The sequence below is a fragment of the Anaerobacillus alkaliphilus genome (assembly GCF_004116265.1).
Taxonomy (GTDB): domain Bacteria; phylum Bacillota; class Bacilli; order Bacillales; family Anaerobacillaceae; genus Anaerobacillus; species Anaerobacillus alkaliphilus.
On sequence record NZ_QOUX01000046.1, the window covers coordinates 565,328 to 588,703 of the forward strand.

At 35.1% G+C, this 23,376-nt stretch carries 25 protein-coding genes and 1 other annotated feature; of the genes, 7 read left to right on the top strand and 18 right to left on the bottom strand.

Features of this window, described 5'->3' with window-relative positions; genetic code table 11:
- Positions 1 to 14: 14 nt before the first annotated feature.
- On the bottom strand, positions 15 to 245 hold the full coding sequence (locus tag DS745_RS17990; RefSeq protein WP_129079605.1) for an excisionase family DNA-binding protein: 231 nt from the start codon (positions 243 to 245) through the stop codon (positions 15 to 17).
- 289 nt (positions 246 to 534) lie between these two features.
- On the opposite strand from DS745_RS17990, the gene DS745_RS17995 reads away from it, so the two are divergent.
- Positions 535 to 1,074, top strand: a complete 540-nt coding sequence (locus DS745_RS17995) for an HD domain-containing protein (RefSeq protein ID WP_129079606.1) — start codon at positions 535 to 537, stop codon at positions 1,072 to 1,074.
- Positions 1,075 to 1,106: 32 nt separating this feature from the next.
- On the opposite strand, the gene DS745_RS18000 is transcribed toward DS745_RS17995, so the two are convergent.
- The gene (locus DS745_RS18000) at positions 1,107 to 1,679 is read right to left on the bottom strand and encodes a TlpA disulfide reductase family protein (RefSeq protein ID WP_129079607.1); all 573 of its coding nucleotides are present in this window, start codon (positions 1,677 to 1,679) and stop codon (positions 1,107 to 1,109) included.
- 175 nt (positions 1,680 to 1,854) lie between these two features.
- Positions 1,855 to 2,106: a binding site (T-box leader), on the top strand.
- A 69-nt stretch (positions 2,107 to 2,175) separates the two neighbouring features.
- On the opposite strand from DS745_RS18000, the gene trpS reads away from it, so the two are divergent.
- Positions 2,176 to 3,162 (top strand): tryptophan--tRNA ligase, encoded by a 987-nt coding sequence (gene trpS, locus DS745_RS18010; RefSeq protein ID WP_129079609.1) that lies wholly within the window; start codon positions 2,176 to 2,178, stop codon positions 3,160 to 3,162.
- Positions 3,163 to 3,258: 96 nt separating this feature from the next.
- Here trpS and DS745_RS18015 read toward each other — a convergent pair whose 3' ends face one another.
- The 4 genes from DS745_RS18015 to DS745_RS18030 all read right to left on the bottom strand — a co-directional run bounded on the left by DS745_RS18015 (position 3,259) and on the right by DS745_RS18030 (position 7,611).
- Positions 3,259 to 4,005 (bottom strand): YjbA family protein, encoded by a 747-nt coding sequence (locus tag DS745_RS18015; RefSeq protein ID WP_129079610.1) that lies wholly within the window; start codon positions 4,003 to 4,005, stop codon positions 3,259 to 3,261.
- A 106-nt stretch (positions 4,006 to 4,111) separates the two neighbouring features.
- The gene (locus DS745_RS18020; protein ID WP_129079611.1) at positions 4,112 to 4,321 is read right to left on the bottom strand and encodes a YuzI family membrane protein; all 210 of its coding nucleotides are present in this window, start codon (positions 4,319 to 4,321) and stop codon (positions 4,112 to 4,114) included.
- Positions 4,322 to 4,528: 207 nt separating this feature from the next.
- Positions 4,529 to 5,359 carry a DUF2268 domain-containing putative Zn-dependent protease gene (locus DS745_RS18025; protein ID WP_129079612.1) on the bottom strand — a complete coding sequence of 277 codons (831 nt, stop codon included), beginning with the start codon at positions 5,357 to 5,359 and terminating at the stop codon, positions 4,529 to 4,531.
- 104 nt (positions 5,360 to 5,463) lie between these two features.
- Complete coding sequence (locus DS745_RS18030) at positions 5,464 to 7,611, bottom strand: DNA topoisomerase III (protein ID WP_129079613.1); 2,148 nt, start codon at positions 7,609 to 7,611, stop codon at positions 5,464 to 5,466.
- Positions 7,612 to 7,790: 179 nt separating this feature from the next.
- Between DS745_RS18030 and DS745_RS18035 the strand changes: the two genes are divergently transcribed.
- Positions 7,791 to 8,498, top strand: a complete 708-nt coding sequence (locus DS745_RS18035) for a Crp/Fnr family transcriptional regulator (RefSeq protein ID WP_129079614.1) — start codon at positions 7,791 to 7,793, stop codon at positions 8,496 to 8,498.
- A gap of 52 nt (positions 8,499 to 8,550) precedes the next feature.
- On the opposite strand, the gene DS745_RS18040 is transcribed toward DS745_RS18035, so the two are convergent.
- Genes DS745_RS18040 through liaF form a run of 3 tightly spaced genes read right to left on the bottom strand, consistent with a single transcriptional unit; the run spans position 8,551 to position 11,141 of the window.
- Entirely contained in the window at positions 8,551 to 9,180 is a 630-nt protein-coding gene (locus DS745_RS18040) for a response regulator transcription factor (protein ID WP_129079615.1), read from the bottom strand.
- Positions 9,173 to 10,321, bottom strand: coding sequence for a sensor histidine kinase (locus tag DS745_RS18045; protein ID WP_129079616.1), 1,149 nt, complete (start codon positions 10,319 to 10,321; stop codon positions 9,173 to 9,175). Before DS745_RS18045 ends, DS745_RS18040 begins: the two co-directional genes overlap by 8 nt.
- 1 nt (position 10,322) lies before the next feature.
- Positions 10,323 to 11,141: a cell wall-active antibiotics response protein LiaF gene (gene liaF / locus DS745_RS18050; protein WP_129079617.1), complete on the bottom strand. Its 819-nt coding sequence runs from the start codon at positions 11,139 to 11,141 to the stop codon at positions 10,323 to 10,325.
- 311 nt (positions 11,142 to 11,452) lie between these two features.
- On the opposite strand from liaF, the gene DS745_RS18055 reads away from it, so the two are divergent.
- Positions 11,453 to 12,457, top strand: coding sequence for an LCP family protein (locus tag DS745_RS18055; protein WP_129079618.1), 1,005 nt, complete (start codon positions 11,453 to 11,455; stop codon positions 12,455 to 12,457).
- A gap of 56 nt (positions 12,458 to 12,513) precedes the next feature.
- On the opposite strand, the gene fabF is transcribed toward DS745_RS18055, so the two are convergent.
- Both fabF and DS745_RS18065 read right to left on the bottom strand, forming a co-directional pair.
- Positions 12,514 to 13,755 (bottom strand): beta-ketoacyl-ACP synthase II, encoded by a 1,242-nt coding sequence (fabF, locus tag DS745_RS18060; RefSeq protein WP_129079619.1) that lies wholly within the window; start codon positions 13,753 to 13,755, stop codon positions 12,514 to 12,516.
- Positions 13,756 to 13,778: 23 nt separating this feature from the next.
- On the bottom strand, positions 13,779 to 14,717 hold the full coding sequence (locus tag DS745_RS18065; RefSeq protein ID WP_129079620.1) for a beta-ketoacyl-ACP synthase III: 939 nt from the start codon (positions 14,715 to 14,717) through the stop codon (positions 13,779 to 13,781).
- A gap of 237 nt (positions 14,718 to 14,954) precedes the next feature.
- Between DS745_RS18065 and DS745_RS18070 the strand changes: the two genes are divergently transcribed.
- Positions 14,955 to 15,308 carry a hypothetical protein gene (locus DS745_RS18070; protein ID WP_129079621.1) on the top strand — a complete coding sequence of 118 codons (354 nt, stop codon included), beginning with the start codon at positions 14,955 to 14,957 and terminating at the stop codon, positions 15,306 to 15,308.
- A gap of 153 nt (positions 15,309 to 15,461) precedes the next feature.
- Here DS745_RS18070 and DS745_RS24955 read toward each other — a convergent pair whose 3' ends face one another.
- Together DS745_RS24955 and DS745_RS18080 are read right to left on the bottom strand one after the other, a co-directional pair.
- Entirely contained in the window at positions 15,462 to 15,872 is a 411-nt protein-coding gene (locus DS745_RS24955; protein ID WP_196121283.1) for a hypothetical protein, read from the bottom strand.
- A gap of 406 nt (positions 15,873 to 16,278) precedes the next feature.
- Positions 16,279 to 17,238, bottom strand: coding sequence for a BMP family ABC transporter substrate-binding protein (locus tag DS745_RS18080; RefSeq protein ID WP_129079622.1), 960 nt, complete (start codon positions 17,236 to 17,238; stop codon positions 16,279 to 16,281).
- 311 nt (positions 17,239 to 17,549) lie between these two features.
- Between DS745_RS18080 and DS745_RS18085 the strand changes: the two genes are divergently transcribed.
- A complete protein-coding gene (locus DS745_RS18085) occupies positions 17,550 to 19,145 on the top strand; it encodes a peptide chain release factor 3 (protein ID WP_129079623.1) in 1,596 nt (531 codons plus the stop codon).
- An 11-nt stretch (positions 19,146 to 19,156) separates the two neighbouring features.
- Here the strand turns inward: DS745_RS18085 and DS745_RS24670 are convergent, their stop codons facing one another.
- The 5 genes from DS745_RS24670 to DS745_RS18105 all read right to left on the bottom strand — a co-directional run bounded on the left by DS745_RS24670 (position 19,157) and on the right by DS745_RS18105 (position 22,643).
- Positions 19,157 to 19,330: a hypothetical protein gene (locus tag DS745_RS24670; protein ID WP_161568306.1), complete on the bottom strand. Its 174-nt coding sequence runs from the start codon at positions 19,328 to 19,330 to the stop codon at positions 19,157 to 19,159.
- Positions 19,331 to 19,346: 16 nt separating this feature from the next.
- Positions 19,347 to 20,261 (bottom strand): NAD-dependent epimerase/dehydratase family protein, encoded by a 915-nt coding sequence (locus DS745_RS18090; RefSeq protein ID WP_129079624.1) that lies wholly within the window; start codon positions 20,259 to 20,261, stop codon positions 19,347 to 19,349.
- 118 nt (positions 20,262 to 20,379) lie between these two features.
- Positions 20,380 to 21,210 (bottom strand): alpha/beta fold hydrolase, encoded by an 831-nt coding sequence (locus DS745_RS18095; protein ID WP_129079625.1) that lies wholly within the window; start codon positions 21,208 to 21,210, stop codon positions 20,380 to 20,382.
- Positions 21,211 to 21,652: 442 nt separating this feature from the next.
- The gene (locus DS745_RS18100) at positions 21,653 to 21,838 is read right to left on the bottom strand and encodes a YjzC family protein (RefSeq protein WP_129079626.1); all 186 of its coding nucleotides are present in this window, start codon (positions 21,836 to 21,838) and stop codon (positions 21,653 to 21,655) included.
- Positions 21,839 to 21,926: 88 nt separating this feature from the next.
- A complete protein-coding gene (locus tag DS745_RS18105) occupies positions 21,927 to 22,643 on the bottom strand; it encodes a YwiC-like family protein (RefSeq protein ID WP_129079627.1) in 717 nt (238 codons plus the stop codon).
- 182 nt (positions 22,644 to 22,825) lie between these two features.
- Between DS745_RS18105 and DS745_RS18110 the strand changes: the two genes are divergently transcribed.
- Positions 22,826 to 23,365, top strand: a complete 540-nt coding sequence (locus DS745_RS18110; protein ID WP_129079628.1) for a hypothetical protein — start codon at positions 22,826 to 22,828, stop codon at positions 23,363 to 23,365.
- Positions 23,366 to 23,376: the final 11 nt, after the last annotated feature.

The following is a 23,376-nucleotide window of genomic DNA, read 5'->3' on the forward strand; positions in this document are numbered from 1 at the left end:
CATTCCTTAATCTACTAATCTTCATCTTTGACATCAATATCAGGAGGTATTTGTTGCAATTGTTCTTCACGCCATAATAAAATTTCTTTCTCAATTTTTTCCCTTGTATTTTTAAACTGTGCTTTATTTACTAAATATTGTTCTCCATCATGCACTGCCCGAATGTTTCCTATTTTAATTTGCTGAGTAATATAGTCTTCTGACAATTGTAAGTATTCCGCTAATTCACTAATTGTAATATACATAATTCCCCTCCTATATTCAGCAATACTTTCTCTTAGTAAGATTATACAATTGATCCTAGGGAATACCAATAAGTTCCTTAAAAAAACGTCATTTCTTGAGGTGTTTCTACAAAATCTACAGTTATTATTCCCTATACCATTTGCTTCGAACCTTCAATTAACCTTAGTTTTGCATGCATATTTTGTTCAATGAATTTTTTTCACTTGCACTGCCTACCTTACATATGTATAATAGTAAAAATATCTTCAAGTCAGACGTGGAATTCAAAAATATAAAGGAGGCGACATGATGAGAGATATTACATTATTATCAATTTTCGAGCACCGAATTACACAAAAATATGTAAAAAGGTCAGGAATGGCACACGCAATCGCAGCAGCTTATCATGCTTTCAACCTCTCAAAAGAGTTTAATGTTAGTCCTGATTTAGCTACAAAAGCAGCTTTTTTACATGACATTGGTCATTATACTTGGTACCGAAATGGTAAATGGGATTATAAATTGTATAAGGAAAATGACATACATGCAATTAAAGGGGCTGAACGGGCTCATAAATTATTGGTTAGGTTAGGTGAACACCCACAGAAAGCTAAGAAAATTGCTCTAGCCATTTTATTGCACACAGATTCATATTTGCCTGATGGGAACCTTTATTTAGATCCACTGCAAAAGGTCGTTGCTCTAGCTGATGAGATGGATGAAGAACCTAGCGGATCACACCATTATCGCCAAATTGAGGATGAAAAAGCAAGACGAATGATTGTACGATTAGACCAAATGATTGACAATGAACTTTCTAAAAACCAAAATAAATTTGCATCACTATGATTAGAAAAGCTGCCTAGGCAGCTTTTCTGTATTCATTGATTAATCTTACCATCAAAGAAATTATGATTTTTAATCATTTCTAAAGATACAATTCCATTCAATCTCTCTATAATCTTCCCTTTTTCATCAATAAAAAGAGTCGTTGGAATACCAATTAACTGATAATCCTTCATCACTTTTCCATCACCATCAAATAATACAACATATTCAACTTGATAATGTTTAATAAATTCCTTCACTTGATTTGGATTTGGTTCTTCTTTTGTAACATTTACACCAATAATCGTAAACGTCTCGTTGTTTAACCTTTTGTCTAATTCTACTAATGTCGGCATTTCCTCTTGGCATGGTCCACACCAAGTAGCAAAAAAGTTTAGAATTACTTTTTTGCCTCGAAATTGAGAAAGTCTAACCATTTCACCTCTTGCATTGACTAGTTGAAAGTCTTGAGCTAAATCACCTTTATAAACTCCAGCTCTAGAAGCTGATGCTACGACATCTTGTTCCAGTCGTTTAGTTACATTTTCAGAACGCTCATAATTAAGTGCTAAAAATAAAAAAATAAAGAAAATAGCTGCTAAATAGAAAAAACGATTACGGAACATACAATCTCATCACCACCTTGTGATCTGATAAGTACTATAGTACATGTATATGCGGGGTTGTCTGATCAATTACAGGAACCTGCTGTTTTCAATGTCTACTTTACTCTAAAACATTTAGGGGAAGATCATCTTGCTTTTCTCTTTTTGCTTAAGTATAATTAGAAAAACTTGTTATAATTTTGCGATGATAAAGAAGAGTACATCAAGCAAAGCTTTTAGAGAGTCTGTGAATGGTGGAACACAGATAGTAGAACTTGATGGAATGGGCTTTTGAGCTTCCAAACCGAACTTACTTTCTAAGTGGTAGTAGGATTTGGCGTCTGTCCTTACGTTATCAAGGTAGCCATATCGCTTTATCAGCTGTATGGAAAGAGAGATTCTAATTTTAGAATAATTAGGGTGGTACCGCGGTCCATTCGTCCCTACTTTTAGGGATGAGTGGGCTTTTTTGTGTTTTTGATTAAACTATAAGATATTTTGAAAGGAAGAAACTAGTATGAAAACAATATTTTCAGGGATCCAACCAAGTGGGACTTTAACGTTAGGTAACTATTTAGGAGCAATGAAGCACTTTGTTGAGTTACAGAATGATCATCATTGTTACTTTTGTATTGTTGATGAACATGCGATTACAGTTCCGCAAGATCCAGTTCAACTAAGAAAAAACATTAAAAACTTAGCAGCACTTTATCTTGCTGCTGGAATCGATCCAAATAAATCAACGCTTTTTATTCAATCAGAGGTCGCAGCACATACTCAACTCGGATGGATGATGCAGTGTGTCGCTTATATAGGTGAGTTAGAAAGAATGACCCAGTTCAAAGATAAGTCTGATGGTAAAGATGCTGTTTCCAGTGCACTACTGACCTACCCACCTTTAATGGCGGCAGATATCCTCCTATATAATACTGATATTGTTCCTGTTGGCGAGGATCAAAAGCAACATTTAGAACTTACTCGTGATTTAGCTGAACGTTTTAATAAAAAGTTTAATGACATTTTCACTATCCCGGAAGTTCGAATCCCAAAAGTCGGGGCTCGAATTATGTCTCTAAACGACCCTACTAAAAAAATGAGTAAATCAAACCCGAACGCAAAAAGTTATATTTCGATGCTTGATGATGAAAATACTATTATGAAAAAAATTAAAAGTGCTGTTACTGATTCTGAAGGTGTTGTAAAGTATGACAAAGAAAACAAACCTGCCATCTCAAATCTATTGAGCATTCACTCATTATGTAGTGGTAAATCAATTGAACAGTTAGAGAGTGAGTTCGCAAAGCTGGGATACGGAGATTTCAAGCAAGCCGTTGGAGAAGCAGTCGTAAAAACCTTAAAACCAATTCAAGAGCGTTATCATGAAATGATTAGTTCAACTGAATTAGATGATATCTTAGACCTAGGTGCCGAAAAGGCAAACCTAATTGCTTCAAAAACTCTAGCCAAAGCAAAACGTGCGATGGGGTTAGGTAGGAAGAGATAACAACTAATTGTCAATTATGAATTATGAATTGTTGTTAGTGATGCTTCGAAGTTCTAAAATAACAAAAAGCGAAGACAATTAAGTCTTCGCTCTTTGTTATTTCACGCTCTCTGCATGTTGGAGTTCCCAAAGCTTTTCAAAAAACGGTTGGCCTTTTATCATCCGCTCACATAGCTGATAATGTTGGTGTGACCAGCCATCCCTTACTTCTGCATACAGGCTGTTCCATGCTTCTTCAAAATTCATTGATTGTATCATTTCATAGTTGGTTGGTGCCCATTCTGTATACCAATATTGAACCTCTGCTCTGTTGCCTGTCGAATACAATTGATCTAAAACCATAAACAATAACTGTTTTAACTGGCGTTCTTTCCGAATAAGACCACTCATTAACTTCGGATCTGGTGACAAGATATGATGTTCTCTTGGATGATCAAGATACTCAACATAGTAATTTTTCACAAATTCATTCATTGCTAATTCCAAAACAATCTCTTCCTGACGCGGCATTAGTCTACTCTTTCTAATTGGAGTCTGGTATCCCAAAGTATCAACAGCGAGAACCTTTTTTCCGTCAGTAGCGATAAAGCAATAGTCTAACTGAATTCGTTGATTGTTCTTTCTTTGAAAACTTTGTTGATATACATCATTTAGAAGCTCTTCTGGTAATTCTGCTAAGTTGTTTTCTATGTAGTTAAAAAGCTTGCTTGTCATCTTCACGATAACAACTTGATCTAAGAGTTCAATCTTATCATCTTTCCGCCATTCAAAAAATTCGCAGACATTATAACCATTTTCTTCGCCTTCAAACCAGTTGATCCATACATCCCGAATGTGGACCATCACAAAGCCCCCTTGCTCTAAGAATGTTGTACAAACAGTATGGGCATAGGTGAGGAAATTTATTCCACAATCCACGTTTTTAGGAATTTTTTTCATTTTACGTCTCTTATCGTTTAGAAGCAGGGATATAAATACTAATTACAATGAGAATAAAACCTATAAGAAAAAGATGAAATTCTACTCTATAAGAAATAAATTTTAGATAATAGAGGAACGTATAACCCGCTGTGACATAGTTCAAATAAGCAATCATACTTATTCCTCCAGATACGGCAAAACCAAACCCTACTAACAAAAGAAAAAGTCTAAAAATCATTGCTTGTCCACCAAAGACTATGGATTAGAACTTGATGCATTGGATACCCTCCATTCCTTATTTTTTCACCTAAACTATTACTTCGTCTAAAAAAGAAAAAAATCCTTTAAAAAAATAAGAAAAGCGCAAGGCACCACCTATCGGCGACAAGCAAATAATCTGCTTTTTATCTAACAAAGAAAGAGAAGCAAGAAGAAGCCTCTCTTTCTAATGAAACTGTGAGTCCTTTAAAATATCTTCTGCATTAATTTGAAGCAATTCATCCATTTTCATTTCACTATGTTTTTCTAAATATTCTTTTACAATTAAGTACCCAACACTGTAACCAAACCATTTTGGAAACGTACGAGATCTTTTATCACCGTATAAATACACATCGTGATTACTCTTTCCCTTTAAATCGAGATGACGTTTTACCCTCATCCAAAACGGTAAAAGTTCTTTTTTTGAATACAGGTTCACCCATGGTGCTAACATTTCTTTACCTTGTGTCTGTTCTACCGCAATTTCCGCCATTCCTTCTATAACCATAGAATCCAATAACGTTAATTCCTCCAATTGCTGTTCTAACATTGATAACCTACAAACGTGATTATATTCATGCGTAAGTAAAGCTTTAATTTCATTAGGCGAATTTTCTTTTGTTAAGAAGAGCACAACTACATTATGAAAACTTACACCAGTTTTCCCTTTTAGATCTTTCATAAGAACTTGGTTTCTTCTCTCCGCAGGAAAAATAAAGATTTCAGCATTTGCTCCGTTCCATTCCTTTTGTAACTTTTCATATTCAGTTTGTACAAGTTGCCAAACCTTGTTTTTTTCTAATTCTTTAACCTCATGAAGGATCTTAGCATCAGGAAAAAACATTCCATTATCTAAGAAGTACTTATGAAGTTGGGCAGCATGGTACTCTTCAAAATATTCCGCAATAGGCTCACATAAGAGTTCAGATTGTATCTGGAAATAATGTTTAGGAGAAACCTCTTTCCTTCGTTTAATAAAGTCCCTTATCAATACATTTGTTTTTGAAACACCCAACTGTAACCCCTCCTAATCTCCTCTACTTTCTATAGATATGTAAGAGTTGTTACGATGTCACTATTTAGTTTTTCTTTAACTTGTGTTTGTACATCTTTTAGCTTTTAGCTTTTAAAGGTTAAGCTGATCTTCTTTTCATGTTCATTCCATACTAGTGCTGCACTGAAAGTTTTATCCCCTTTCTTAAATCCTTTTAAGACATTAGTAGCCCCTGAATTAAGCAATTTGATTACTGTTGATTCAGTCAGCTTTTTTCCTAATAATATTTTTGAGATTGTAAAGGAACATGAAGTTTTTTTATAATTTGAACAACCATAAAACTTTCCTTTATCGATCACTTCTCCATCGCATAGTTTGCATTTCCCTAATTTTTTTCCTAACGTAAATTTCGTCGTGATTTTACTTTTCACTTCATATTCAAGTCCTTCGAAATTCCAGTTTACTGCCTTCCCTTTTGCATCCTCAATTAGCTTGGTTGATAGTCTTTTTGTTTGTTCCATAAAAGTCCCCGGAGAAGATTTCCCTTGACCTATTTCAGCTAAACGTTGTTCCCATTTTGCTGTCATTTCTGGTGACGCTAAAAGAGAGTCACCAATTGCTTCGATTAAAATTTGTGCTTTTCTCGTGGCAAACACTATATTTTTTTCGACTTCAATATAATTACGATCTTTTAACATGGTGATTATACCTGCTCTGGTCGCCTCAGTTCCTAATCCCTCGGTTTTGTTCAGGACTTTCTCAAGCTCTTCATTATCAAGATACTTTCCTGCCGTTTTCATAAGTGTAATTAATTGGCCCTCAGTGTAACGCTTTGGTGGCTGGGTTTTCCCCTCTTTTAATTGAACAGCTATTACCTCACCATATTCACCTTCAATTAACTGTGGTAACAGAACATCTTCATCCTCTTGCTTATATAATACTTTTCTCCACCCTTCATTTATTTGCTGTTTTCCTTTTGAAATAAATCGTGCCCGCTTATCTACTAAAGTAGTAATTGTTGTATAGTCAAAAATAGCGGCTTCATGATGTGCAGCAATAAGACGTCGCACAACTAAATCATAAATCTTACTTTCATCCGCAGATAAAGTATTTGGATCTTTTACTTGTTCAGTTGGAATAATTGCATAATGATCGGTTACCTTCTTGTCATTCACATAACGTTTATTGTTCATTATTGATATTACTGGGGTAGGGAAAAATTCCTGATATGACTTAAACCTACTAAGCTTTTGAAGAATTTCTGGAAATGTTTCCGCTTCTCCTTTCGTAACATAATTTGAGTCAGAACGAGGATATGAGACGATTCCTTTTTGATACAATCTTTGCAAAACATCCAACGTTTTTTTAGGTGAAAACTTAAAAATACTATTGGCTGTTGCTTGAATGGCAGAAAGATTAAAAAGTAGCGGAGGCTCAAATGTCTTTCGTTCCCTTTCAGCTGTTTGAATTTCTGCTAATTTCCCTTCACAAAACTTAACTATATTACGAGCTAACTCCTCATTCTCAATCCGAGATTCGCTGTCTTGTTCCCACTTACCTGAATATTCTTTTCCACTCATCGAAAAAGTTCCAATTACTTCCCAAAAGGGCTTGGATTGAAATTTTTTTATCTCTTTCTCTCTTTTAACAATTAGTGCAAGTGTAGGGGTCTGAACCCTACCAGCAGAAAAGACATCACTAATACCCTTATCTTTTAATAAAATAGAATAAGCTCTTGAAGCATTCATTCCAACAAGCCAGTCAGCACAAGCTCTTGTATACGCTTCATAGTACAAGCTCCTTGTATTCTCTTCATTTAGTAGATTATCAAATCCTTCTAGAATAGACTTGGGTGTTAGTGAAGAGATCCATAGACGTTTCATCGGTTTCTGTACTCCACTTGTTTGGATAATACTTCTAATAATCAACTCACCTTCTCTACCGGCATCTCCACCATGAATAATTTCAGTCACTTCCTTCTTTCGAAGTAATTTATAGATAACTTGTAATTGCTTACTTTTTCCTTTTGCTACTTCATATTGAAATTTTTCGGGAATTATAGGCAAATTTCCTAACGTCCACTTTTTCCAGGTTGAATTATAAATCTCAGGTTGGACAAGTTGAAGCAGATGTCCTACTGCCCAAGTACAATAGCCGCCTTCCGGAAACCATTTATTTGGTTCGATGATAATAAACCCATCTTGTTTTTTGGTTTTAAATTGTGAAACTAAAGCAATTCCTTGATCTGGTTTTTCAGCAATAAGTAGTTTCATAACTATCCCTCATTCTACTGTTCATTTGTTTATCATACGTGTTTTCTGATATTCTGGCAAAACCAACAGATGAAAACTTTTTTGTTCCGTTCATCTTTATGTAATATTGTGTTATTCTAAAGATGTGTCAAAACTATGAATTGCAAGGGTTATAAAGATAGATAAGGGGTGATAGGGGAGTGAATAAAACTGTCAAAATTACACCGTTTTTCAAACAATTATCAAAGGAAAATCAAGACATCCTATTACAAAATGGAGTGGAAACATTTGTTAAGGAAGGAACTATTTTATTTTATGAAGGGGAAGAAGCAAGGAGTATTTACTTAATACGGTCTGGCAAGGTTAGATTAAGTAAAATGACGATTGAACATAAGAAGTTTTTTCTTCATTTAAAACAAGCTGATGAAATTGTCGGAGAATTTAGCCTATTTAACGAAATGGCTGTTAGTATGACCGCAGAGGTAATCGAAAATTCTAGCCTTATTAAATTTAACCGTGAACACTTGGAGGCTTTGTTTCTGCAAAATGGGGAAATTGCAGTTTCGTTTATTAAACTTTTTGCTCGGAATACACAATCAACTCAAGCGAAATTTTCAGATCTTCTTCTTTACGGGAAAGTTGGAGCACTCTATTCGATTTTAATTCGTTTTAGTAACTCTTATGGGATAACCTATCATAATGATATTCTAATAACTATCAAACTAACAAATCAAGATATAGCCAACTTCATCGGGACTTCTCGGGAAACAGCAAATAGAATGTTACAGGATTTAAAGAAATCCAATGTTATTGCGTTTTTAAATGGAAACATCTTAATTAAAGATATTAACTACTTAAAAAATCATTTACGCTGTGGAAAATGTCCCGTTGAAATTTGTACAATTTAACTAAATAAAAGGTGAAAAAATAAGACTGATCCCATACAAGTTAACCACTAATTTAATGCTTAAAAAATTTATTTACATATATTGCAACTTGTGTGCGATCGGCTAATTCTAACTTAGATAGTATATTACTAACATGGGTCTTTACTGTCTTTATACCAATGTGGAGCTCTTCGCTTATTTCTTTGTTGCTCCGGCCTTTGCCTAAAAGTGTCAATACCTCTCGTTCTCTAGTTGTTAACGCTTCGTGCTTAGGTCTTTCTTTCATACGATTAAACATCAAGCTAGCTACTTTTCCTTCGATGGTAGGTTCACCTTTCATGGCTTTTTCTATTGTGTTAGCAATTTCACTTGCGCTAGTGGTCTTCAGTAGATAACTAAATGCACCTGCTTCAATGACTGGAAACACCATTTCATCATCTAGAAAGCTAGTTAAAACGATTATTTTTATACGATTATTCTTACTTGTAATCTGTTTTGTTGCTTCAATACCATTCACTTTGTCCATCATTAAGTCCATTAGAATAACATCAGGGCTGAGTTCTTCAGCCAACTTTATCGCTTCTTCACCGTTGCTACCTTCACCTATAATCTCAATATTTTCTTCTAGACTTAGGAATGTCTTTAAACCCATGCGCACCATTTCATGGTCATCAATCAAAAGTACTTTAATCTTTTCACTCATTGCGCTCCCCCTCCAATTGTTCGCTTACTCCCTGTATAGGAATTCTTAATTCAAGTTTTGTCCCTTTGTTTGGATACGATAAGACTGTTAAGTTTCCTCCTAACTCAATCAGTCTTTCTTTCATACTAGTTAATCCATAAGAGCCTTTCTTTTCCATTTCATCTACATAAAACCCTATTCCATTATCCTCTAAAATAATGAATAATCGCCCATCTTTTTCAAAGGATTTCATAATAAAAGATGTAGCTTTTGAATGTCTGAGCATATTTGAAATAGCTTCTTGGATAACTCTAAATAACTGATCCTCCATCCGTGAAGGAAGGGTTGTTTCTGAATTATTTTCCAATTCAATCTTCAAATGTTTATTTTTTATTGCTAATTCAGTAAACAAAGATTGTAAACCTTCATAAAACGATTTGCCATCTAATGTAACTGGTCGTAAATGCATAATTAGAGCTCTTAGTTCTTGTTGAGCATTGTTGACCATTTTTTCAATATCTGTAAAAACGACCTTTGCTTGTTCGGGATTTTTCTCTAATAATCTTGGCATTGCTGCCATTGTCATTGATATGGCGAAGAGTTGTTGGCTTACAGCATCGTGTAAATCCCTAGCTAGTTTACGTCGCTCTTCAAGCGATGCAGCTTGTTCTGCTTGTTCAATTAGACGAGAATTTTCACTTAATAATTTTTGCAAAGATACAACTTGTTTTTCGTAGTGATTAGCCATTGCATTAAATTGTTCTGCGAGTAATGAAAATTCGTGATCTACGTCTTGCTCCACTCTGGTGGTTAACTTTCCCCTTGTAAATATTGTTGCAGCATCAATGAGTTTCTCTAACTGTTTCTTAATATTTCTAGCAAGAGGAATACTGTAGATTAGTGAACATAGTAAGCAAACAAGGAAAACATAGCTTGTAGCAAAGAATACACCATAAAAGAACGAATTAGAAAATAACGTTAGGCTAGATATTTGATTGTATCGTTCATAAAGACTTGGAATGTTTTGAATAAACGTTGCTGTTATTAGCAGTCCAAAACAAAACACACCAGAGATAGTGAGGACAATTCTCCACTGTATCTTAAAAATGTGCCACTGGATTCCTGTTAATCTCTGGACTGGTTTCTTTTTATTTATATTCATCTCAATCCACTCGCTTCACCTTAATATCCCCGATAGACAACTGGATATAGATCTGTACTTTTTTTTCTGCATTTTGATAATTTTCACTTTCATAAGAAACAAATCTACTTGTACCCGCTTGTTTATTATCAAAGATTTTTACTTCACCGAGTTTTACATCTGCATTAATTTTTATAGGGAGATCTTCTGGAACAAAAATTTTAACATCTCCAATACCTCCAGATAAATCTATCGTATTTACACCCTCTTTAAGCATAGCTGTTGACAGGTCTAATGAGATATCTCCAACACCTACCCATGTCTTCATCTCATCAATTTGCCATGGTGATTTCCCTAATCGAATATCTCCAATCATTAGTTTCTGCTTTGAATTTGAAGATGTTTTAAAAGATTTTTCTTTCTCAAACGGTTTAATTTTATCTTCATCACCAAACTCACTTAAATCAACAACAATGAGGCCAGATTTCCGATTAAAGATTAGTGATATACCAAAATATATTATTAAAATTGGCCATAACCAACCCCAAAACTCTCCCATACTTATTTGAAAATACTCAAGCTTGTTCCCTTGGATAACAAGTCCAAAGGCTAATATTAACGCTCCCCAAAACAGCTTATTGAACCGCCATTTTCCATCACTAAGTTTCTTTACAAAGTAAATAAAACCACGTAAAACTTGTCGTAGACCAATGTAAATGATGATTAGCGGCCAGTACATAGAGATAAAAGTTCCGATGTTCATTTCAATTACCCCTATGTTTGTTAATAAAAATAACAAACCAACACCCAATATTACGATCCCAAAGACTTTGTTTGTCATCTTTCATTCCTCATTTTTCAGATTTTTTTACTTACTTCTATTTTATCATTACTAGTTATTGTAAAGTGATAAAAATCTAATTCTCTTTGAGCTTTTCTTCAATTTCCCTCCTAACCTTCTGTATGGTTCATACGTTTCTTATGTCTATTACTATCATAATTAGTTCTTTTAAAATAAGTAACAGCCAAGGGTTGGTTTTTTTCTCCGTCTCAAGACTGAGCTACGTATTCTACATTTTATAATATAAACCTACAAAAACAGCTCTTTTTCTGCTATAATCAACATTGTATGCTTAAAGGAGTGGATAAAGGTTGACTAACAGAAGACAAAAAAGTGGGAAAAATAAGACCATTAAACGAAAAATTATTATCCTTACTGTATTAATATTTATATTGCTAGCTTTATCAGCTGCCGCCTATACAACCAACCAATACGAAAAAGCCAGGGAAGAGTCAATTCGTCTGATAGAAGAAAACAATGGTAAACAATCTGAAGAAGATATTGAATTTTTTGGTGATGATGACGTAGCAGACTATATCCATGTCCTTTTAGTAGGTGTTGATAATGAAGATGGGGGACCTGCCCGAACTGATACAATTATGGTTGCACAATATCAACCTAAAAATGGTAAGGCAAAGCTCATCTCCTTAATGAGAGATAGCTACGTATCAATACCTGGTTATCGTAATAATAAAATTAATACCGCCTTTTTCTTAGGTGGTCCAGAACTACTTAGAAAAACAATTAAAGAAAATTTTGATATTGATATTCACTATTATGCGTTAGTAGATTTTAATGGGTTCACTCGTGTTGTGGATATTATCTCACCTAATGGGATTGAGGTAGATATAGCAAGAAGAATGTTCTATGAAGACACTGCTGGAGGCTTATATATTAACTTTGAACCGGGAGTACAACGTCTAAACGGTAAAGAAGCATTACAATATGTACGTTTCCGTAATGATCGTGATAATGATTTTGGAAGAGTACGTCGTCAACAGGAAGTTCTTTCTATTCTAAAAGATGATCTTATTTCACTTTCTGGAATCACTCGTCTTCCCAAGCTATTAGGTGCGGTAGAACCGTTTATCACAACAAATATTCAAAATTCTCAATTTTTGGATTACGGTCGCAATTTCTTTCTTAACCCAATTGATAGCGTTGAAACGTTAACAATACCCGTAGAAGGAACTTATGTTGACTCTAGAAATAGTCATGCAGGGGCAATATTAGAGTTAAATATGGAAAAAAATAAACAAGCGATTTATGAATTCTTAGAATTAGAAGAAGTAAATGCCTTCAATGACGGCGAGTAACCTAAGTAGAACGCAAAAACAAGGAGTTTGGTTAATAACCAAACTCCTTGTTTTAATTATCCATTAAACTTCTTAAACACTAAAGTTGCGTTATGCCCTCCAAAGCCTAGTGAGTTACTAAGAACAGCTCTAACTTCCTGTTTCCTCGCTTCATTAGGGACATAATCTAAATCACATTCCGGATCTGGTGTATGATAATTTATCGTTGGAGGAATGATTCCATCAACAATTGCCTTGACAGAGAATATAGCTTCGATAGCACCCGCAGCCCCTAATAGGTGTCCTGTCATTGATTTCGTTGAACTAACAGCAAGCTTAGTTGCATATTCCCCAAATACTTGTTTAATCGCTAATGTTTCATATTTATCATTATAGTGGGTGCTCGTGCCATGAGCGTTCATATAATCAATATCTTCTGGATTTAATCCCGCATCTTTCAATGCCATTCTCATTGCTCGCACGCCGCCTTCACCTTCTGGAGCTGGAGCAGTGATATGGTAAGCATCTCCTGTTGCACCATAGCCTACGATTTCTGCATAAATAGCGGCACCACGTTTTTGAGCATGGTCAAGTGATTCCAAGACTAAAATGGCTCCACCTTCACCCATCACAAACCCATCTCGATTTAGGTCAAATGGGCGACTTGCAGTAGCTGGATCTGGATTTGTCGATAACGCTTTCGCTGCACTAAAACCTGCCATTGCCATATTGGTAATTGGAGCCTCACAGCCACCGGTAATCATAACATCAGCATCACCACGTTCAATTACTTTAAATGCATCACCGATTGAATTAGCTCCTGAAGCACAGGCTGTTACCGTACATGAATTGATACCTTTCGCCCCTAATGTAATTGATACTTGTCCAGATGCCATATCTGGAATAAGCATAGGAACAAAGAACGGGCTAACACGGCGATGACCTTTTTCCTGAAAGATTGCAAATTGCTGCTCGTAGGTTTCCATGCCACCAATACCCGATCCGATCCAAACACCAATCCTATCAGCGTTACTCTCATTAATATCTAACTTAGCATCCTCAACAGCCATTATGGCACTTGCTACGGCATATTGAGTAAATCGATCCATTTTCCTAGCTTCTTTTTTGTCCATGTAATGACCAGGATCAAAGTCCTTTAATTCTGCAGCAACAACTGTTGGAAATTGTGTAGCATCTACTCTTGTAAGCTTGCCAATGCCTGATTTTCCGGCCACAACATTCTCCCAAGTCGACGCAACAGTATTTCCTAATGGAGTAACTGCACCTAAGCCTGTAATTACAACACGATTTTGCTTCATTCTTTTTACTCTCCTTTTTTATTTTATCTGCCCCAACGTATCGCGATTGAGCCCCAGACTAAACCAGCACCAAACCCTACTAAAATGACGATATCGTCATCTTTAATCTTGCCACCTTTAATTTCATCAACTAGAGCCATGGGTATAGAAGCCGATGAAGTGTTTCCATATTTATGTACTGTTTTCGACATTTTTTCTTCTGGTAATTCAAGTCTTTGTCTTGAAGACTCCATAATTCGAATATTTGCTTGGTGTGGTACAAGAAAGTCTACATCTTCTTTAGATAATCCTGCCTTATTAATAACACTCATAGCAGATTCACCCATTTGACGAACAGCAAATTTAAAGACTTCTCTCCCGTTCATCACTAAGTATTTACCTTCTTGAGTAATATGTTCGGAGCCAGTGCCATCAGCACCTAACTCGAAGGCCAAAATACCTCTATCTTTTGAAACGGCTCCTAAAACTGCAGCACCAGCTCCGTCTCCAAATAACACAGCTGTGTTTCGATCTTCCCAATTGATTAGTTTCGACAGCTTCTCTGCTCCAACGACTAAGACATATTTATAATCTCCTGTTTGGATAAACTGTTTACCGGTAACAATACCGTACATAAAACCTGCACAAGCCGCACTAACATCCATTGCAGCAGCTTTCGTAGCACCTAATTGGTGCTGGATGACTGCCGACATTGAAGGAAATGGTCGATCTGGTGTAACGGTCGCTACGATAATTAAATCTATTTCTTCTGGCTTTACACCTGCATGTTCTAACGCTTCTTTAGCAGCTACAAAACACATATGTGATGTATTATGTTCTTCTGGCGCAAATCTACGCTCTTCAATACCAGTCCTCGTTCGTATCCACTCATCCGAAGTATCCATTCTATTTTCTAAGTCTACATTTTTTATTATATTTTCCGGTATATAGGATCCCATACCAAGTATTCCTACGTTCCCCATTCCCCTTACCTCCTGTATAAAAAGTGTATTAAAAAATTATCTCAATAAAAATATACGAATTCAAAACCCTATCATACGAGTTATTATTATGACCTAGTACTAATTTTAATCGATCTTTTTCTCTTTGTCTACCAAATAATCGGTTGAGGCAAATTCGGGCTATATCTTCTGCACTCTCTTTAAAACCACAACATAATTTTATATTGTACAAATGTTTCGTAAGGGAGGTTAATAGAAATGGATGAGAACAAACAAGTTGGTCCTTCTCATGGAAGAAGTGTTTTTGATAATTTAATGTTTGGACCTACAAGAAGACCCACTTCACTAGAGGTGACAAAAGATGATGATCCTCAAAATGCGACTAAAGACTTCGAGGCCAACTTAGAAACTACAAAATTAGAGGATAAAAATTTATCAAAGCCTGAAAACATGACAGAGAAAAACAATAATGAAACTAACCCCCAGGCTCCTGAACTCGATTTTGTTCAGATGATGCAACAATTTGATATGTTAATGGATTATGCAAACAAACTAGGTCCTTCATTAAAAAAAATGGGGCCATTGTTTGATTTGTTTAAAGGAAAAAAATAGTTTTTTATTTTACAAAACATGGGACAAAAAGAATACACCGCTACTCTTCCTGATGGTAGCGGCGTATTCTAGCTTTAAATAAATTAATGAATTATTTAAACCAGAAGATATCTTCTCTAAAACAACTAAATGACTTAGAAACAACTAAAAATATTAATAGCCTGGCTGGCCTCCTGGTCCGTAGCCTCCTGGTGCAGGGCTTCCTGCTCCGTAGCCTCCTGGTTTAGGGCCTCCTACTCCGTAGCCTCCTGGTGCATAGCCTCCCGGTCCGTAGCCTCCTGGTCCATAGCCTCCTGGTCCATAGCCTCCTGGTGCATAGCCTCCCGGTCCGTAGCCTCCTGGTCCATAGCCTCCTGGTCCATAGCCTCCTGGTCCATAGCCTCCTGGACCGAAACCTCCTGGGCTATTAAATGCATTTGCTAATAATCCCCCTCCAGCAAAGCCAGCTAAGCCAGCCAAAATTGGTAGCATTGTTGAACTACCACCTCCACCAGGATGATGATGGTGCTGAGCATGTTGATGTGATCTATAATCATATATGGTTGGATAATAACCAGGGTACATAATAAATCCTCCTTTAATTTTGACACTATCTTTCTAAGAAAGGGTATTCGTACCTACTTTCACTTAATCTGTATCATCATATGTGCATATGTCCACCATTGAGTATGTCCATTGGGGTTTTTCAATCGATAAATCGCCCTTTTTTTGAAAAGGCTGTTTTCGCAAAGTTTGTTGCTTTCGTAAAAATCCCAAAAACCGGATTTTTACACAAATCACTAAGAATTTACTACTAATTTAGTAAGGACTGCTCTTTTCTTACATAATTTATTGGCTGATATCTTCATCTAGGGTATTTTTCCGATTATTTTAGGATAAAAAAGCCACAATGTTTACGAAAAGAGCCTTTTAAAAAAAAAGAAAGAGTAGGTTTAGAATAAAATATTCTATACGTCTACTCTTTTCTTATTTAATAAGACTCATTTGGAAGTTTACCGGTTTCTATATATGTATTAATGGCTTCATTAATCTGTATTTGGACTTCACCAGGAACTTCTGTACTAAAGGCACCAAGCGAAATAACTCCTTCGGCAAAGTCATAATACTTATTTCCTGTATCTAGCTCTCCCTTTAAAAACTTCTCTGCAACAAGTTCGTATAAATTGTCTACGTGTTGTATCGTACTAGTTAAAACAGTCGATTGACCCATATCTGATTGGTCTCCAACAAATCCGATAGCATATAATCCATGTTTTTTTACCTCTTCTATGATCGCTACATGGTAACCGTCACCAGCAGGGTAGAAAACATCGACTCCGTCATTAACCATCCGGTTATAAAGTTCTATTGCTACATCAACATTAACCCAACTAGAAACAAATTCCACCTGAACTTCAACTTCAGCATTTTGAAATTTAACACCATCTACAAATCCTTCCACTTCGGGTTGCCATGGAAAAGCTGCAAGGACTCCAACTATTTTAGAATCTGACATTTCACTAGCCAACATACCAGCAAAAAAACCCATTGAATAGCCCTCAAAATGCAGGCTGGTAATATTATCTCCCTCAACATCCGCATTAAAAGTTACAAAATGAACATTTGGAAAGTCATCTTTCAATTCCATAAAAAATGGAGCGAACAAATGCCCATGACCAAATATTAAGTTTACACCGCTGTCTACAAATTCATCAATTGCCTGTACCACTTTTTCCTTTGAATTAATTTCTTCTTTATAAAAAACATCGAGATTTAAGCTAGAATGAATTTTCAATAATCCCTCATACCCTTTACTGTTCCATCCTTGATCATCGATATTATGTGGTAAGAGGAGACCAACTTTTGTTATTGTATTTGTTTCAGTACTTGTAGAACAGCCTATTGTAAATAGAAAGGTTAAGATTACTAGACTGATACGAATAAATTTCATAAGTGTTAAGCACTCTCCTTTTGCGATTAGAAAAACTTTTGTGTTTTTCTGAGACTGTCACCAAAGTTTTTCAACTAACAAGCAAGTAAAACGCTTACTATATTATATATGAAAATAACAAGAATGTATTGTTATTTGTAATCCCCCTTTTTTAACATTCGGATATATGTTAAAATCAAGCAATGAAATACATACGTAAAGAATTGTATGTTGTTATACATAGGGACCCAACCCTATTACTATTATAAATGATTTATTAGGAAATTAAATGCCTAATATTGTTACTTTTTTACGAAAGAGGCACAAATTATATGAAAACAAACTTTGAACAAGAGGTTCAGTCGAGAAGAACCTTTGCTATCATTTCCCATCCCGATGCTGGGAAGACAACATTAACTGAAAAACTTCTTTATTTTGGAGGAGCCATACGCGAAGCTGGTACTGTAAAAGGAAGAAAAAACTCAAAGCATGCTTTAAGTGACTGGATGGAGATTGAAAAGCAACGTGGAATATCGGTAACGAGTTCTGTCATGGAATTTCAATACAACGATTATCATGTGAATATCTTAGATACACCTGGGCATGAAGACTTTAGTGAAGATACGTATAGAACGTTAACTGCTGCTGACTCAGCAACAATGCTTATTGACGTTGCTAAAGGGGTAGAAGCACAAACAATTAAATTATTTAAGGTATGCAGTATGAGAGGTATACCTATTTTTACCTTTATTAATAAACTAGATCGTCAAGGGAAAGAACCTTTCGAGTTGATGGAGGAATTAGAAGAAGTTTTAGGAATTCGTTCTTACCCTATGAATTGGCCGATTGGTATGGGACAGGACTTCAAGGCTGTATTTGACCGTGTCAAAAATCGCTTGGAACTTTATAATCATAAAAATCCAAGCCATGTTGACATTATTGATGTCAACGGACCAGAAGATCCAATCATTGACGAAATCATTAAAGATGAGAGTTTAGTGAAACAGTTTCGTGAAGAAATGGAATTGCTTGATGTTGCTGGGGATCAATTTGATATTGAGCTAATTAATAACGGTCAATTGACACCAATATTCTATGGTAGTGCCATCTCTAACTTTGGGGTACAAACTTTCTTAAATCATTTCTTAGAAATGGCTCCATCACCTACACCTAGAAAAAGTAATGAAGGAACCATTACACCACTTGATCAAAATTTTTCTGGATTTGTCTTTAAAATTCAAGCGAATATGAACCCTGCCCACCGAGATCGGATTGCGTTCTTGCGGATAACTTCTGGTACATTTAAAAAAGGAATGTCTGTAAACCACGTTAGGTTAGGAAAACCTCTACGCCTTGCTCAAACAACACAGTTTTTAGCACAAAGTAGAAATGCTGTTGAGGAGGCATATGCAGGAGACATTATCGGGTTATTTGATCCAGGAACTTTCAGAATTGGAGATACACTCGTTGAGAATGGCTCTTTTGAATTTGACGAAATGCCACATTTCTCACCAGAACATTTTTGCGCCATTTCTGTAAAAGATGCGCTTAAACATAAGTCGTTTGAAAAAGGAATAAGACAGTTAACAGAAGAAGGTGCAATTCAGCTTTTCCAGACCTATCAGAAAGTCGTTGAACAACAAATTGTTGGTGTTGTAGGTGTACTTCAATTCGAAGTACTTGAGCACCGACTAAAATCTGAGTACAAAGTGGATATCCGTCTAGAACGTCTACCTTTTTCTTATGCAAGGTGGGTGTCAGGTGAGAAAAAAGATCTTGAAGCTTTTATGCGTACTCAACGTAACTTAGTAAAAGACCGTGATGATCGACTTGTAGTTCTATTTGAAAATGACTTTCAAATGAGGACTGCTCAAGATAAATATCCTAATATTAGATTTTACGAAAACTCGTTCATTAAAGAAAACTAGGTTTACTCAACCTAGTTTTCTTTATTTTTCTTTCGATATAAAATTTCCGCAATAATACCACCAATAAACGCAACGACAACGCTAATACCTTCATTTACATCAAGTAATTGGTGTACTACTAAAAAGATGCCTACTGTTACAATGGTGAATAACAGAAACCCTGTAATGACCTGTTTTGAACTCATTCATTTTACTCCTAAACTAAAACAAATTCCTATACTTTGCGATATGATCTCTTTGTTTTTTAATTCCTTCTTCAAGTGTGGTTGAAACTTTAAACCCTAACTCTTTGACTACTTTACCATTGTTTATCGAGACATGCATTCTTTCATCATTAGGAATAAGGCTAGGATCTTTTTTAATGATTGCCTTACCACGATACCACTCATTAATTTTTCCAGTAGCTAAGTTAAAGATTTCATTTTTACACTCTTTTTTCATACCAGCTACAATAAGTGTATCAAGAATATCATCAATATACAAAATATCTTCTGTCACTCGGTCGTAATCAACTTTTTTATCTGTATTCGAAAGTTGTTGAGTCAGCAATTGACAGTAAGTCATGTCAGATCTTTGCCAAGGACCATAAATGGTTGGTAATCGAAAAATGATATACTGTAGATTTGTTTCAATAGATTTAGTTTTTATTAAGGATTCAGCAGCCATTTTTGTTAAACTATATGGGGTAATTGGATTAAGTGGTGTTTTTTCAGTAATTACTCCAGTCCTCTCACCGTAAACTTGTGTAGAAGAGGTAAAGATAAGTTTTACATTACTTCCGCAAGCATTAATGATTTTACCGGTAACACCTACGTTATCTTCGATTGTCGTTCTTAGTAACCCCCAATTTCGATCTCTACTAGTAGCTGCTGCTAAATGATAGACTACATCTACTTCTTTCATAATTTCTTCTAAATCTATATCTTCTATTCTTTTATTTATTAACTGAAACAAAGAGTTTCTACCAATCCACAACAGTTTCTCTTCGTATAAATCTTTTAATCGTTCGTCAACCATACCATCGATACCAATTACCTCTATTCCTTTCTCAACTAGACGCTGACACAAAGAAAAGCCAATAAATCCTAGGGCACCGGTAACAACTACTTTTTTCATTATAAAACTCCCCCATTAGACTTCATTTATTATTTATATGAATAATCTCCACTGTTTAGTACATTAAGAGTAACCAAAATGTATAAACACCTCCTCCGTTTATATAAGAGCAAGGTGTTTATAAGTTTTTTTCATGGTTTTTTAAAAACTGTATTGTCGGTCTTGCAAGTTCAGAAAAGGGTTTAGATTTCAGGAAAATAGAGACATCGACAATTGTGGTATTGGTGGTATTACACAGTTGTTCATATGGACGAACGTGGTCTTGTAATGAAAATGGTGTGGCATTCATGCAATGAAATATTTTCGTTGGTACTGTCATAGCTTTATAATGACTAATATCCATTGAAGATATCGTTAATTCAAGCATATCTATATCAAGTTGGTAGGCTTTCTTTAATTCTTTTAGAAAACGTTTATAAAATAGTTTATTATTTTTCTCTCGATGAAAATAATCCTTTAAATTTAGGCACGGATTTATCATAACTACAGAACGAAAAACCCCTAGAAGGTTTGGCACAAGTTTGGCCGCAACTAGAGCTCCCATCCCTTCAGCAATGATGTGTACCTTTCTATTTAGAATTTCTTTCTTCATAACTTCCTCATATAATCTTTGCAAGTAATAACACGCTTCTTCACTTCCCCAATTCCTTCCGAATAAATTAGAGGAAACGACAGTATATCCCGCTTTTTTTAGCTCTTTAATGAACTCAACTTGATCAGGACGCTGGTGCCACGAACTTGTATTCGACTGAACATAATTGTTTACATCACCGATAATAAAAACTGCAAATCCATTTGGTTTACTAGGTAAGTGAATGACGTTCCACTCTTCTCCAACAAGAAAAAATCTCTCTTTAATTGCCATTTCGTGATCCCTCGCATAGGTTTCTTCTTTATAATGTATGCAGGGATTTTCTTTGATTGACAGAACAAAGCCTATTTTATTCATAATCCTTTAAATCACCTTGTAATTCCTCAATCCTTTCTTTCCCATGTGACGTTAAGTTTGAGTTTTTTTGAGCTAGCAAAGCTTCTAATTCTTCCCTTTTTTCCTTTTCCAATTAGTTTTCCCTCCGAACTATTATTAAGCTTAGAATATACAACTGAGCTCTATTTCATATTATTTTTATAATAATCCTAGCTTAGAATATTTATTCTTCTTTTTATTAGGCTCTTTTCGTAAACATTGTGGCTTTTTATCCTAAAATAATCGGAAAAATACCCTAGATGAAGATATCAGCCAATAAATTTTGTAAGAAAAGAACAATACTTACTAAATTAGTTGTGAATTCTTTGTATTTTGTGTAAAAATCCGGTTTTTGGGATTTTTACGAAAGCAACAAACTTTGCGAAAACATCCATTATAAAAAGAAAAGTAACAGCTAATGCTGTTACCTTCCGAATTTACTTTTATATGTCCATTTGCGATTTTGATTACTTGTTTCTGGAAAAGAATCGCCAGCTTTCAGCTTAACACTTTTGGGATTTTGAACCATATCCCCAGTCTCACCGATCTCAACATAAATACCATTATTAGGTGCTTTTTGTCCATGGGTAAATTGACGACTTTGTCCCATTATCTTCACTCCCCAATTTTTTTAATGAGTAACTCTTATTTAATATGAGTTATCTTGGTTAAGATTATTTTGGGAAGTTCAGGTTCAATTAGTAAAAGAACCCGATAATAACTAAAAATAAAACACTGTTTGCGATTTCTATAAGGCCAATTTGAATCGGTTTATAACGAATATCCCTTGGCATGAACCATGTTTTCATCGCACCAATTAGAAACGCAAATGCAACTAGGGGATGGATAACTAAAAATAATATGATAGTAAAACCGTGAAAAACATGTGATGCCCATAAAAACCTGATATTTCCTTTTTCACGAATGAGTGTTTTTACATGAAAAACACTTGCAGTGAAAAAGATAATGTTAATTAACATCAGCCAAATCGCTTTTTGATCAATCACTCCTAAACCTAGGTAATAGGAAATAATGACGAGAAACGATAATGCTGTAATAGCTATAACATCATTGATAAATAATCGCTCTTTCTTTATTTTTGCAAAGTATATATTTAGTGTAAATAACGGTAAAATGAATAAGCTAATTAAGAAAATCTTTGGTGTAAAATAAATTAAAGGTACCGTAAACAACAAGCCAATACTCACATATATAAGCAAAGAGGGTAAAATCTCTTTGTTTAGCTTTGGTTTTCTAATATAGGCAAATAATGGACCTGATGAAAAGTAAAAAGCTAGGACACCAATAAAGAAAATAAAATGTAAAAAAGTGGTACCACTAGCAAACATTCCTAACATAAACGGAACGATTAACATTGCCCAAGCCCCATGCTCCCGTGGAATAAACCATTTCATCTATAAAACCCCCTCTTTACGAGAACTTACTTATGATTTTATTTTACTGTAATAATATTATGATCTAAGTGATTATTATCACAGTTTCTATCTACTTCACACAATTGTGATATTTTATACTGTTGTAATAGAGTTTTCTTGTTACTATCAAGGTATAAGACTAACTACAGGGGTTGATTTGTTTGTTACAAGTTACTTTTCAATATCAGGGACAACAACCTGTTTTTGAAACATTAAAAAGTCTTCATTTTAACTATGACAACGGAAAGTATATCTCAAATGAAAATGCTTATAGAGCAACTATTACTCATGCTGCTGAAACGAAACAATTACTTTTAACATTTTCTAAAGAGCTTTCTTTCGATCAATATAAGCATCTTCATAAAGTAGTTAAAACCATTGCTGAAAACATTGGAGCATCAGTTGACGATCACCTTGCTTTAATGGGGTATTTGGAAGATGGAAGTGAGGCTTTTATCGTTAGTGGGTGGGAACAATGGGTACGTTTTTTGGAGACAGCAAAACACGTCTCGATGGAAGGGCAAAAGGTTCAAGTATACCAAGACCAACAACTCAAAGGTGAAGGAATATTACTAGAAGCTCATAAAGACGAAACTGACAATAGCCATTTTCGAATTATCAGTTGCACCATATTAAGCAAAAGTGGCGAACAAGTTTTTTCAGGAAATAATTTGTTAATACTAGCAACTGGTGAATTTTAAAATCCTTAAGA

Coding starts and splice junctions, on each gene's coding strand:
- DS745_RS17990 (WP_129079605.1), bottom strand. CDS start 245: ATGTATATTACAATTAGTGAATTAGCGGAATACTTACAATTGTCAGAA.
- DS745_RS17995 (WP_129079606.1), top strand. CDS start 535: ATGAGAGATATTACATTATTATCAATTTTCGAGCACCGAATTACACAA.
- DS745_RS18000 (WP_129079607.1), bottom strand. CDS start 1,679: ATGTTCCGTAATCGTTTTTTCTATTTAGCAGCTATTTTCTTTATTTTT.
- trpS (WP_129079609.1), top strand. CDS start 2,176: ATGAAAACAATATTTTCAGGGATCCAACCAAGTGGGACTTTAACGTTA.
- DS745_RS18015 (WP_129079610.1), bottom strand. CDS start 4,005: ATGGTCCACATTCGGGATGTATGGATCAACTGGTTTGAAGGCGAAGAA.
- DS745_RS18020 (WP_129079611.1), bottom strand. CDS start 4,321: ATGATTTTTAGACTTTTTCTTTTGTTAGTAGGGTTTGGTTTTGCCGTA.
- DS745_RS18030 (WP_129079613.1), bottom strand. CDS start 7,611: ATGAAACTACTTATTGCTGAAAAACCAGATCAAGGAATTGCTTTAGTT.
- DS745_RS18040 (WP_129079615.1), bottom strand. CDS start 9,180: ATGAGTGAAAAGATTAAAGTACTTTTGATTGATGACCATGAAATGGTG.
- DS745_RS18045 (WP_129079616.1), bottom strand. CDS start 10,321: ATGAATATAAATAAAAAGAAACCAGTCCAGAGATTAACAGGAATCCAG.
- liaF (WP_129079617.1), bottom strand. CDS start 11,141: ATGACAAACAAAGTCTTTGGGATCGTAATATTGGGTGTTGGTTTGTTA.
- fabF (WP_129079619.1), bottom strand. CDS start 13,755: ATGAAGCAAAATCGTGTTGTAATTACAGGCTTAGGTGCAGTTACTCCA.
- DS745_RS18065 (WP_129079620.1), bottom strand. CDS start 14,717: ATGGGGAACGTAGGAATACTTGGTATGGGATCCTATATACCGGAAAAT.
- DS745_RS18070 (WP_129079621.1), top strand. CDS start 14,955: ATGGATGAGAACAAACAAGTTGGTCCTTCTCATGGAAGAAGTGTTTTT.
- DS745_RS24955 (WP_196121283.1), bottom strand. CDS start 15,872: ATGTACCCTGGTTATTATCCAACCATATATGATTATAGATCACATCAA.
- DS745_RS18080 (WP_129079622.1), bottom strand. CDS start 17,238: ATGAAATTTATTCGTATCAGTCTAGTAATCTTAACCTTTCTATTTACA.
- DS745_RS18085 (WP_129079623.1), top strand. CDS start 17,550: ATGAAAACAAACTTTGAACAAGAGGTTCAGTCGAGAAGAACCTTTGCT.
- DS745_RS24670 (WP_161568306.1), bottom strand. CDS start 19,330: ATGAGTTCAAAACAGGTCATTACAGGGTTTCTGTTATTCACCATTGTA.
- DS745_RS18090 (WP_129079624.1), bottom strand. CDS start 20,261: ATGAAAAAAGTAGTTGTTACCGGTGCCCTAGGATTTATTGGCTTTTCT.
- DS745_RS18095 (WP_129079625.1), bottom strand. CDS start 21,210: ATGAATAAAATAGGCTTTGTTCTGTCAATCAAAGAAAATCCCTGCATA.
- DS745_RS18100 (WP_129079626.1), bottom strand. CDS start 21,838: ATGGGACAAAGTCGTCAATTTACCCATGGACAAAAAGCACCTAATAAT.
- DS745_RS18105 (WP_129079627.1), bottom strand. CDS start 22,643: ATGAAATGGTTTATTCCACGGGAGCATGGGGCTTGGGCAATGTTAATC.